This is a genomic window from Aeromonas simiae (genome assembly GCF_000820125.1).
GTDB lineage: Bacteria > Pseudomonadota > Gammaproteobacteria > Enterobacterales > Aeromonadaceae > Aeromonas > Aeromonas simiae.
On record NZ_CDBY01000039.1, the window covers coordinates 50728 to 62431 of the forward strand.

Here is an 11704-nt window from a genome sequence, read left to right on the forward strand (position 1 = left end):
AGTGTGAAGGAATCAAGAGAATGGCAACTCCTCATATCAATGCGAAAGATGGCGCCTTTGCTGACGTGGTGCTGATGCCGGGTGATCCCCTGCGCGCCAAGTACATCGCCGAGTCTTTCCTCGAGAACGTCGAGCAGGTGTGCGACGTGCGCAACATGCTCGGTTTCACCGGCACCTACAAGGGCCGCCGCATCTCCGTGATGGGCCATGGCATGGGCATCCCCTCCTGCTCCATCTACACCAAGGAGCTGATCACCGAGTACGGCGTCAAGACCATCATCCGCGTCGGCTCCTGCGGTGCGGTGCGTGAAGACGTCAAGCTGCGTGACGTGGTCATCGGCATGGGCGCCAGCACCGACTCCAAGGTGAACCGTCTGCGCTTCAAGGATCACGACTTCGCCGCGATTGCCGACTTCGATCTGGTCGCCAACGCGGTGCAAGCGGCCAAGAACAAGGGCACCCCGGTGCGCGTCGGCAACCTGTTCTCTGCCGATCTCTTCTACACCCCGGACCCCTCCATGTTCGATGTGATGGAGAAGTACGGCATTCTGGGGGTCGAGATGGAAGCCGCCGGCATCTACGGCGTGGCCGCCGAGTTCGGTGCCAAGGCGCTGACCATCTGCACCGTCTCCGATCACATCCGTACCGGTGAGCAGACCTCCGCCGAAGAGCGCCAGCTGACCTTCAACGACATGATCGAGATCGCGCTGGAGTCGGTGCTGCTGGGCGACCAGTAATGCCTTCGCACCAATGAGACGGCGGCCCAAGGGCCGCCGTTTTTTATTCCTCTTCGATTAGCTGGTAGCGCCCCTTGCCGGCCGCCTTGGCCCGATACATGGCCTCATCGGCCTGATGCAGCAGGTGGTCGAGATCGTACTCCCTGCCGGGGCGGCACAACACGCCACCGATACTCCCCGCCGTCTGTAACACCAGATCGCCGCACGTGAGGGGGATGGCCATCGCCTCGAGCAGGCGCTGGCTCAACTGCGATAGCCCCAGCTCCTGTAGCTCCAGCCCTGGCAGCAGCACGGTGAACTCATCCCCGGCCAGACGGGCCACCATGTCGCCGCCCCGCACCGCCTCGCCCAGCAACTGGGCGACGTGGCGCAGCACCAGATCCCCCATGTCGTGGCCGAAGTGATCGTTGATCTGCTTGAAGCCGTCCAGATCGATAAACAGCAGGCCGAGCGCGGTCTCGCCGCGCTGTACCCGCTCCAGCTCCCGGGTCAGGCGCAGGGTGAAGGCGCGCCGGTTGGGGAGGCCGGTGAGCGGATCGTGGGTGGCTTCGTGCTCGAGCTGATGTTGCAGCAGGCGGTACTCTGTGATGTCGGTGGCCAGCACATAGGTGCCGGGCTCGGTACCGCCGGCAGGGATGAACTCGACCCGGATGATGCGCGGCTCGCCGTAGCGGGTGACCCTGCGCTCCTGCACCGCTCGCTTGCCCGCTCTGGCGTTGGCGATCAGGGGGGCCGATTCGGCGTAAGCCTCCTCGCCCAGCACATCGCGGACATGCATGCCGAGGATGCGGTCAGGCTCGATCCGGTAATAGTCGTAGTAGGCCCGGTTGACGAACAGGTAGCGCTCGTCTGGCGTGATCATGCTGATGAGCACCGGCTGGTTGTCGGTGATCTCGCGCAGCCGTGCCCGGCTGCGGGCCAGCTCCTCGCTGGCCTGTACCCGCTCCGAGATATCGTGCAGGAAGGCGATGCGGCGGGCCGCGCCGCCGAAGTCGTGGCGCTCGGCCACCACCTCGACACAGAGTGGCTCGTGATGGCGGGTGGTGATGTGGCTCTCGAGCCGCTGCGGCTCGGTCAGCGGCGAGCAGAGCAGGTCGGCCAGCGGGCTATCGTCGCCCAGCAGGGCGCGCAGTGGCTGGCCGATGGCCTGCTCCTGGGTGTAGCCAAACAGGCGGCTGGCGGCCGGGTTCCAGCCGGTCAGGCGCTCCTGGTCATCGATTTCGAGAAAGGCGTTGCTGGTGTGGCGCAACATGTGCTCAAAGCGCCGCTGCTGCTGCCAGAGATGGGTCTGCATCGCTTCGCGCTGGATGCGCTCCTCATCAAGGCGGGAGATGGTGTCGGTGAGATCCCGGGTGCGCGCGGCAACCTGCTGCTCCAGCTCCCCTTGCAGGGTGCGCAACTCGGCCTCTATCTGTTTGCGCTCGCTTAGGTCGGCAAACACTGCCGCCAGGTAGGGAGGCTCGCTGCCCCCCTGGCAGAGGGCCACGCTCAGCTGCACCCAGCAGTATCCCCCATCGGCGCGGCGCAGCCGTTTCTCTAGCCGGTAGTGACCACGCTCGCCGGCGAGCAGGGAGTGAAAGAGCGTCGCTTCGATCGGCAGATCGTCCGGATGGGTCATCGACTGCCAGGTGCGGGTCAGCAGCTCGGTCTCGCTGTAGCCGAGCAGCTGTTGCAGGCCTGGGTTGACCCGCAGCCAGCTGCCGTCGAGGGCGGTGAGGGCCATGCCGACCGAGCTGTGGGTGAAGATGCGGGCAAACAGGTTGGTCTTGTCGTCGAGCTCCCGGCTCAGGCAGTCGAGCTGAATGCGCCGCTCCATATCGTGTAGCGTGTTCTCCACCAGATGGCCGAAGTCATCCAGATCCTGGCACTGCTGCGCATCAAGGCGGCGCGGCTGGTGATCGACCAGGCAGAGGGTGCCGAGCACGGTGCCGTCGCTGGCGTGCAGTGGCCGTCCGGCGTAGAAGACCACATGGGGTGCACCGGTCACCAGCGGGTTGTCGGCAAAACGCGCATCAAGGCGGGCGTCTTCCACCTGCATGATGTCGGGGCGCAGCATGGCATGGCCGCAGAAGGAGAGTGCACGGGGGATTTCACAAAGCGACGTGCCGGCATGAGAGAGGAACCATTGGCGCTCGCTGTCGGCCAGGGAGACCAGGGCGATGGGGAGATCAAAATGGCGGGTCAGCAACCGGGTGAGGCGATCCAGGGAGGCGATGGGCTCATGGTCAAACAGGCCGAGGACGCGCAACCGCTGCAAGCGGTCAGCTTCGTCCAGGGGCAGTGGGGCGACGTGCATGCAGGGCTCCGTGCAGTAGGCTAGCCAGAGTTATATACAAGTCGTGAGGGGCAATCCAGCGTCACGCCTCCTCTTTCGGCGTGGGCGCACTCTCCTTTTTACGGTGCTTGCGTACCCGGACATAGTTGCGGCGCACCCCGAACGAGATGAACAATCCGGCCAGCAGCATCACCAGCAGCATCAATCGCAGTCGTTCCAGATCGCTGCGCAGCTTGGTCTGCAATGGCTCGAGCAGTTGCTGCTCCTCCAGGGTGATGCGCAGGTAGCCGAGGGTCTTGCCCTCCAGATTGATCTCCTCGATGAACGGCTGGCGCCCTTCACCCTGCTTGGGCCTGGTGGCGTTCTCGCTGCCGATGGGGAGCAGGGATTCCAGCGGCAGGGCATTGCCGGACTGGGCGATCGGCACCCCGCGTTGATCGTAGAGGGTGACGTCGGTGATGAGTGGGTCCTTGGCCAGATTGTCGGCCAGCAGCGCCAGCTCGCTCTTGTTTTTCTCCTGCAACCAGCGGCTCATGTTGCGGGCGGCATAGCTGACCAGCGCCTGCGCCTGCTCGCGAGCCTGGACGTGCATCGCCTGCTGGCTCTCGGATTGCAGCCGCAGCAGCATGACCAGTACCCAGGCACAGAGCAGGGCGCCGGCGGCAAGACTGAGGGCTCGTTTGAGAGGCAGGTAACGCAAGGGTTGGGCTCCGTGGGCTGAGGTGGCGGGATCTTCGCCCTTGCCTCGGCAAAAAGCAATACGCTACCCTGACCCCATTTCGTTAATAGGAAACCTGTGCCGTGATATGGATTTCGACCCTTCCCGAGGCCCTCTCCGAGTGGCAGCGGACGCTCTGTACTGCTCCTCTCTGGCAATTGGCCGATGACACACTGGTGGCGACCGAGCACGCTCAGGACTCTGCCTGGCTGGTGGCGGTCGGTGAGGCGCTCAACCCGGCGGCCCTGAGCCAACTGGGGGCGCTGCTCGACGAACAGCGGGTGAGCGCCGTGCTCTATCCGCTGCCCGAGGCGGCCCGTCCCACCCTGCTGCTGGGGTGCGATCGCTTCTCTCCCGAGTTGGTGGCGGCCCTGCGCGAACGCACCTTTGCCTTCGATGTCTGCCATCTGCGCACCTTGCCGACCCTGGCGCAGCCGGGTCTGCTGGTGATGGACATGGACTCGACCGCGATCCGCATCGAGTGCATCGACGAGATTGCCCGTCTGGCTGGGGTGGGGGAGCAGGTGGCCGCCGTCACCGCCGCCGCCATGCAGGGCAAGCTGGAGTTCGCCGACAGCCTGCGCAACCGGGTGGCCCTGCTGGAAGGGGCGCCGGTCTCCATTCTCGACGAGGTGGCGGCCAACATGCCCTGGATGCCGGGGCTGCCCGAGCTGGTGGAGACCCTCAAGGGGGCGGGGTGGAAGGTGGCCATTGCCTCCGGTGGCTTTACCCGCTTCGCCGGTGAGTTGCAGCGCGCGCTGGGGCTCGATGCCATTCACGCCAATGAGCTGGCGGTGGCGGAGGGACGCCTGACCGGCAAGGTGACGGGGCGCATCGTCGATGCCGCCGTCAAGGCCGAAGAGCTGACCGCGCTTGGCGAGCAGTATGGTATTGCGCTCACCCAGCGGGTGGCGGTGGGGGATGGGGCCAACGACCTCAAGATGATGGCGGCCGCGGGCCTTGGCATCGCCATCCACGCCAAGCCGGTGGTGCGGGCCCAGGCGGCGGCCAGCATCGAGCATCACGATCTCGATGGGGTGCTCTGTCTGCTACAGGCGAGCCGCGCCGCCACCCTGCGCTGGACGCGCTGAGGCCAGATTCCCAAGGAGGGGAGATGTCACTGGAGCAGAAATCTCATTACGTCGCCGTTGGCGGCCATACCCTGCATGTGCGGGCCATCGGGCCCGCCGTGCCCGTTCATGGCGAGCCGCTGCTGATGGTGCACGGCGCCATCGAGAACGGCCGCATCTTCTATACCGAGTCTGGCAAGGGGCTCGCCTGCTTCCTGGCCCGTCACGGCTATCAGGTCTATGTGGCCGATCTGCGCGGGCGCGGAGCCAGCCAGCCGGCCATTGCCGAGCAGGCGGAGCACGGCCAGTTTGAACTCATTACCGAGGACATCCCCGCCCTGCACCGCTGGGTGCGTGAGCGCCACGCGGGAGCGAACGTGCACTGGCTGGCCCACTCATGGGGCGGGGTGCTGATGGCGTCGACGCTGGTGCGCTACCCCGAGCTGGCCACACAGGTGGCGAGCCTGCTCTTCTTTGGCACCAAGCGCAGCGTCTCGGTGCAGGGGCCGGAGCGCTGGTTCAAGGTGGATCTGGTGTGGAACCGGCTGGCGCCCTGGCTGGCTCGCCGTCAGGGCTTTTTTGCCGCCCGCCGTTACAAGGTGGGGGCTGACGACGAGCCGCTGCGCTATCTCGAGGAGAGCATCCCCTGGGTCAAGGGGGAGCCCTGGGTCGATCCCTATGACGGTTTTGCCTACGACAGTGCCGCCGCGGCAGTGTCGTGGCCGCCGGTCTGGATGATTGCCGCCCGGCGTGACAAGGTGCTCGGCCACCCTATCGACGTGCAGCGTTTTCTCGATGAGATGGGGGCCAAGGGGCGCTTCACCCTGCTGGCCCAGGCCAACGGCAACCGGCTCGACTACGACCACATCAACATGCTGACCGCCCCCCAGGCCCAGGAGGATCACTTCCCGGCCATCGCCGAGTGGCTCAAGGCGCCGCCGGCGCGCTGATCCCGAGGGCGGCCAGGGTGGCGGCCGTGGTGTCGATGAGCTCGCCGAGGCCGATTACGCTCCACAGCTCCTCTTCCAGTTGCTTGGCTTTGTGGATGGCGAACTTGGCAATGTAGTCGAGTTCGTTGCCGATGAAGTGGATATCGGGGCGCCCGGTGCGCGAGAGCATCATCCGCACCGAGAAGAAGCGCCCCCGTGTCAGCGCCTGGGTGACGAAGGCGCGGCGCGCCGCCGCATCGGGGAAGGCGGTGAGCAGCATGGCATCGCTCTCCCAGCCCCCCGCTTTCTCTTGCCACAGCGCTACGTAGAGTTCCTGCTCAAGGGGGGTATCCTCACGCTGGCGATCGCGCAGCGGCTCTTGCACCAGCAGTTTGAAACGCTCCCCGGCCAGCAGCGGGGTCAGGTTGTCGTTGCCCTCCTGCTCGGCCTGGGCGGCCAGCAGGGCATCGAGAGCGCGCGGCGCCCCGGCATGGGCGATGGCGGTCACGCGCTGCCCCTGTTTGAGGCGGTTGATGTAGAAGGGGTGGGTAAACAGGTGATGGGCGTAGAGGTTGCGCAGCGCCCTGGCATAACCGCGATAGCGCCGTCCCTCCCGCACCTCCTTGAGCTTGTTGAGGTTGCTCTCGATGAGCAGGGCGAAGAACTGGCGCCCGACGTGGGTCTCCGCCGCTCCCTCTATGCACAGGTGCAGCACGGTGCCATTGCTGTTGAGGCCGACCACCCGATAAGGGAGCTGGCGCAGCTCCATGTTTTTCGACAGCGCTTGTAAGCGCGGCAGTGCAATGTGCAGCACCTCTCCCCGCTGGCAGGGTACCCCCTGCTCCATCTCCAGACAGAGCCCTTGCACCGAAATGTCGCGCGACCACCCCAGGTAGCTCTTCTCCCCCTGCTGGACCACCACCGCGGTGCGGTGGCTGTAACGCGGCTCGCTGCGCAGTTGCAGGTAGTAGAGGGTTTCAATCTCGAACGGCTCGACCTCCACGGGGTGGCCGAAGCATTGCAACTCGTTGGCGTTGTGCCCTGTCGCGCCATATTGCAGGTAATCGTCGCGGATCAGCTCGTTGTCGACCGGTTGCAGCAGGCCGACATGGCTGATCTGGCGCACTCGCTCGTGCAGCAGATGATCCTGCGGATGGGGTTCCCTGTGGGGCAGCAGGCTGGCGATCTCGGCCTCCTGCGGGCGGCAGGGCTCCAGCGAGAGGTGGTAGACGCGCCAGCTGGAGCGGCGGGCTCCCACCTGGAAGAACAGGGCACGCAGGCCGCTGTGGTCGAGCTCTTCCCGGGTGGCGGAGAAGAAGTAGATGTGGCTGCGTACCGAGTGGGTGAAGCTGTAGATGAGGGTCTCTTTCTGGTTATCCGGCTGGGCCAGCAGCGCGGCCATGCGCGCCGGCGGGAACAGGCCGGCCAGCATGTCGCGGTTCTTCTCATCGCGCCAGTCGCTCAAGATCCCCTGGTTGTTCTCGGTGCGCAGCACCGTATCGAGCCGCGGGTTGGCGTGGCCGCGAAAGAACAGGGGCAGGCCGCTCATGCGCGGCAGGAAGTACTGCTCGTAACCCTTGGTCAGTGCCGCAGACAGCAGGTAGTCCACGCTGATCCGGTAGCGGCTCTTGTTGCTGTCGATGAACTGTTGCAAGAAGGCGTCAAATTCGGGCGTGCTCGCCACCTTGAGCAGGCGTAGCCAATGGCGGCCGTTGCGCTCATCGTGACCAAGCAACTGGTAGTGCACCGGGTGGTGTAACGCCTCTTGCGGATGGTCGTGCTCCAGGCCGGTGAAGTAGACCTCGATGATCTCCCCCGGCGGATGCTCGAGGGGAAAAGGGATCTGCACCCGGGTGCCGCTCAACGAGATATCGGAGGTCTTGGCAAACAGGCGCTGGCCATCGTTGAACTTAAGCAGCACCTGGGAGCTGTAGTGCATCCGCTCGTCGCTGCGGCTGTAGTAGCTGGCAAAGGGCACCCGTTTGGCTTCCAGCTGAGCGCGGGGGGAGGTCTCTGGCTGCTGCTGGCTGGCCCTGTGCCCCTGGCGCTTGAGCCACTGCTGCAATGCCTCGTACACCCCCAGGGTATAGCTGTCACGATAGAGGTAGCACTGGGAGTGGAACAGGGCGATGGCCTCCGGCGGCATGGCGTGCTGAATACCCTGATACTCGAACAGCTGGCACTCGTCGCCGAGGTAGGCTCTCATGTCGATGACCCGGCGGCACGGCGTGCACAGGCGCTTGATCTCCATTTTGAGCAGAAAGCGTCCGTTGCTGCTCTCGCCCTGGGTGAGGCGCTCAAACAGATCGTCGAAGTCCCGCTCGCGCAGCAGGGGGATGAGCTGATCGATGGTGGGGTGGTGAGAGGTGCGTTCCATGCAAGCCCGTCGTGAAGAAGTCTATGAATCTGAAAGGCAATTTGATTTGCCGAGTGCAACCAAGTATACCAAGCATCAAATTATTCTGTCCTACGAGTTGTGAGATGGCTAAGAACAAGACCGCATACGTCTGCTCCGAGTGTGGGGCAGACTTCAGCCGCTGGCAGGGCCAGTGCAGCGAGTGCAAAGAGTGGAACACCATCACCGAGGTGCGCCTCGGGGTGAGCACACCGCGCGGCGCCTCGGCAGCCCGCCTGAGCGGCTACGCCGGTGCCGCCGGCAGCCGGGTGCAGACCCTGGCGGAGATCGCCACCACCGAGATCCCGCGTTTTACCTCCGGCTTCAAGGAGCTCGACCGGGTGCTGGGCGGCGGCGTGGTGCCCGGCTCGGCCATCCTGATTGGCGGCAACCCAGGGGCGGGCAAGTCGACGCTGCTGTTGCAGACCATGTGCGGCCTGGCCGAGCGAATGAAGACCCTGTATGTGACCGGGGAGGAGTCATTGCAGCAGGTGGCGATGCGCGCCTCGCGCCTTGGCCTACCCACCGACAAGCTGCGCATGCTCTCGGAGACCAGCGTCGAGCAGATCTGCGTGATTGCCCAGCAGGAGCAACCGCAGATCATGGTCATCGACTCGATCCAGGTGATGCACGTGGCCGACGTGCAGTCGGCGCCGGGGTCGGTCTCTCAGGTGCGTGAGGCCGCCGCCCTGCTGACCCGCTACGCCAAGCAAAACAACGTGGCCATCTTCATGGTGGGCCACGTTACCAAGGACGGCACCCTGGCCGGCCCCAAGGTGCTCGAACACTGCATCGACTGCTCCGTGCTGCTCGACGGCGGCCATGACTCGCGCTTTCGTACCCTGCGCTCCCACAAGAACCGTTTCGGGGCGGTCAACGAGCTCGGCGTGTTTGCCATGACGGGGCAGGGGATGCGCGAGGTGAGCAACCCATCGGCCATCTTCTTAAGTCGCGGCGAGGAGCAGTCTCCCGGCTCTGTAGTCATGGTGATCTGGGAGGGAACCCGCCCCTTGCTGGTGGAGTTGCAGGCGCTGGTGGACTACTCCCAGCTCTCCAACCCGCGCCGGGTGGCGGTGGGGATGGATCACAACCGTCTGGCCATGCTGCTGGCGGTGCTGCATCGTCACGGTGGGCTACAGATGGCCGATCAGGACGTCTTCGTCAACGTGGTGGGCGGGGTCAAGGTCGAAGAGACCAGTGCGGATCTGGGGTTGCTGCTCGCCATGGTGTCGAGCTTTCGCGATCAGCCGCTGGCCCGCGATCTGGTGGTGTTCGGCGAGGTGGGGTTGTCAGGGGAGATCCGGCCTGTCCCCTCCGGCCAGGAGCGGCTGCAAGAGGCGGCCAAACACGGCTTTCGCCGCGCCATCGTGCCTTGGGCCAATGCCCCCAAATCCCCCATCGAGGGGATGGAGGTGGTGCCGGTTAAGAAGCTGGCCGATGCGCTGGAGGCGCTGTGACCCATCTCGGTCGAAGATAAAAAAGGCGCCTTTGGGCGCCTTTTTCGTTTAGCGGGAGCTGGCGGCTTCGATGACCGGCACCCGGTTCACCGCCTTGCCGCAGTAGGCGAGGGTGATGGTGACGATGATGCAGGTGAAGCTCAACCACATGTAGGGGAGGTAGTCGAGGGTAGCTACCCCCAGCACGCCGGCCATGAAGATGCCGTTGTCGCTCCAGGGCACCATGCCGCAGGTGAGGGTGCCGCCAAACTCGGCGTTGCGTGAGAGGTTCTTGCGCTGCAAGCCGAGGCGGTCGTAGTTCTTGCCCATGATCTTGGGGGTCAGGATCAAGGAGACGTACATGGCCGAGCCGAACACGTTGGCCAGGAAGGCAGTACCTATGGTGTAGCTGGTCAGGCTGCCGATGTTGTTGATGCGCTTTTCGAAGGCGTTGGCGATCACCTCCAGCACACCGACCTTCTCGAGCAGGCCGCCGAAGCCGAGGCCGAAGATGATCACCGCCACCGAGCCCAGCATGGACTCCATGCCGCCACGGCCGAGGATGTTGTCGATAAACTCGACCCCTGAGGTGATGGCAAACGGGCTGTAAGCCGAATGCAGGGCGCGCACCGGATCCATGTCTTGGAACAGGATGGCCCACACCAGGCCGAGCAGGGCGCCAAAGCTGATCACCGGGAAGGCGGGCTTGCGGTTGGCCAGCAGACCCAGCACCAACACCACGGGAACCACCGCCAGCGGCGTGATGTTGAACTGCTGATCCAGCGCCTGCATCACCAGCTCGACCTGCTCCAGACTGACGTTCCCCGCGTAGCGCATGCCGACGGCGGAAAACAGGGCGGCGGTGATGATGTAGGAGAACAGGCTGATGGGCAGCATCCCCTTGATGTGCTCTACCACGTCGACGTTGGACATGGTCGAGGCCAGCACCACCGAATCGGAAAGCGGGGAGAGCTTGTCACCGAAGTAGACCCCGGAGAGCACGGCGCCAGCCACGAGAGGGGCGGGGACGCCCAGGCTGTGGCCAATGCCCATCATGGCGATGCCGGCGGTGGCCGCCGAGCCCCATGAGGTTCCGGTCGCCAGAGAGGTGAGCGAGCAGATGATCAGGGTGGCCAGCAGGAAGATGGAGGGGTGGATCACCTTGAGGCCGAAATAGATGATGCTGGGGACGATGCCGCCGGCGATCCAGGTGCCGACCAGGGCGCCGACAGAGACCAGGATCAGAATGGCCCCCATGCCTTTGGAGACACCATCGATAGCGGCCTGCTCCAGAGATTTGTAGTCATGGCCCAGCTTGATACCGAGACCCATGATGACAAACCAGGCGATGAAGAGCGCCAGTTGGATTGGCAGGTCAAGCAGGCTGGTGAAGGAAAATGCGAGGGCCAGGAAGATGGCCAGACAGGCCACCACCTGATGCATTTTCGGCAGCGTGATAGGGTGTTGCATGGATACGTCCTCACTCTTGCGCGCCAGGGGGCCCCTGCTCTCGTCGCTGACGGGCAGTTCACCTCAGGGGCCGACCTTTGAAATGAGGGCGCAATCTAGCATAAAAATTACTTTATAAAGCCAAAAAAACGTGAAGATGTGCGGTGAGTAACCAAACAATATACAGTTTTTTGATCAGGATTGGCTTATTCGCCTACTTTACCGATAGGTTGTAGCGTTTTATCTCAATCTACGCGTCGTCTCGTTCGTCGTTCTTGAGCAGTCGGCTGTAGGCATGAGAGAGCGCCTGATGAACCTTGAGCTGCATGCTCTTGCGCTCTTCGTCGGTGAGGAAATAGACCATGTCCACGTCGTGACGAATGTAGTGGGCGGGCAGCTGATTGAGGGTGAGGCAGCAAAGATCGGCCAGCTGCTCCTGGGTGAGGTGGGTGAACAGCTCCTGTTCGCGGATCGATTCCAGCACCAGATGTTCGTAGAAGTTGTGAATGTCGGTGTCCATGGCCATGGTGTTTCTCCTCTTGAGTCGACCACAAGCATAGCCAAAACGAAAAGCCCGCAACCTGAGGCTGCGGGCTTTTCTGGAATGATGGTGCGAAGAGAGGGACTTGAACCCTCACGCCCGGGGGGCACTAACACCTGAAGCTAGCGCGTCTACCAATTCCGCCACCTTCGCA

At 64.1% G+C, this 11704-nt stretch carries 9 protein-coding genes and 1 tRNA gene; 4 read left to right on the forward strand and 6 right to left on the reverse strand.

What is annotated here, in order from left to right; translation table 11 throughout:
• Positions 1-20 precede the first annotated feature (20 nt).
• Entirely contained in the window at positions 21-737 is a 717-nt protein-coding gene (gene deoD, locus BN1134_RS06915) for a purine-nucleoside phosphorylase (protein WP_042046173.1), read from the forward strand.
• Between the two features lie 43 nt (positions 738-780).
• On the opposite strand, the gene BN1134_RS06920 is transcribed toward deoD, so the two are convergent.
• A complete protein-coding gene (locus BN1134_RS06920) occupies positions 781-3033 on the reverse strand; it encodes a sensor domain-containing diguanylate cyclase (RefSeq protein WP_042046174.1) in 2253 nt (750 codons plus the stop codon).
• 61 nt (positions 3034-3094) lie between these two features.
• A complete protein-coding gene (locus BN1134_RS06925; RefSeq protein ID WP_042046176.1) occupies positions 3095-3712 on the reverse strand; it encodes an AhpA/YtjB family protein in 618 nt (205 codons plus the stop codon).
• A gap of 104 nt (positions 3713-3816) precedes the next feature.
• Here BN1134_RS06925 and serB point away from each other — a divergent pair, with 104 nt between their 5' ends.
• Complete coding sequence (gene serB / locus BN1134_RS06930; RefSeq protein ID WP_042046189.1) at positions 3817-4821, forward strand: phosphoserine phosphatase SerB; 1005 nt, start codon at positions 3817-3819, stop codon at positions 4819-4821.
• 23 nt (positions 4822-4844) lie between these two features.
• The gene (locus tag BN1134_RS06935) at positions 4845-5750 is read left to right on the forward strand and encodes an alpha/beta fold hydrolase (protein ID WP_042046178.1); all 906 of its coding nucleotides are present in this window, start codon (positions 4845-4847) and stop codon (positions 5748-5750) included.
• Here the strand turns inward: BN1134_RS06935 and BN1134_RS06940 are convergent.
• Positions 5728-8106 carry a PilZ domain-containing protein gene (locus BN1134_RS06940; protein WP_042046179.1) on the reverse strand — a complete coding sequence of 793 codons (2379 nt, stop codon included), beginning with the start codon at positions 8104-8106 and terminating at the stop codon, positions 5728-5730. The genes BN1134_RS06935 and BN1134_RS06940 overlap by 23 nt on opposite strands.
• A 104-nt stretch (positions 8107-8210) precedes the next feature.
• Between BN1134_RS06940 and radA the strand changes: the two genes are divergently transcribed.
• Positions 8211-9581, forward strand: a complete 1371-nt coding sequence (radA, locus tag BN1134_RS06945) for a DNA repair protein RadA (protein ID WP_042046181.1) — start codon at positions 8211-8213, stop codon at positions 9579-9581.
• Between the two features lie 48 nt (positions 9582-9629).
• Here radA and nhaC read toward each other — a convergent pair whose 3' ends face one another.
• The 3 genes from nhaC to BN1134_RS06960 all read right to left on the reverse strand — a co-directional run bounded on the left by nhaC (position 9630) and on the right by BN1134_RS06960 (position 11703).
• Entirely contained in the window at positions 9630-11030 is a 1401-nt protein-coding gene (nhaC, locus tag BN1134_RS06950; RefSeq protein WP_042046183.1) for a Na+/H+ antiporter NhaC, read from the reverse strand.
• A 229-nt stretch (positions 11031-11259) separates the two neighbouring features.
• Entirely contained in the window at positions 11260-11535 is a 276-nt protein-coding gene (locus tag BN1134_RS06955; RefSeq protein WP_042046185.1) for a late competence development ComFB family protein, read from the reverse strand.
• 82 nt (positions 11536-11617) lie between these two features.
• Positions 11618-11703, reverse strand: a tRNA-Leu gene (locus BN1134_RS06960).
• Position 11704 lies beyond the last annotated feature (1 nt).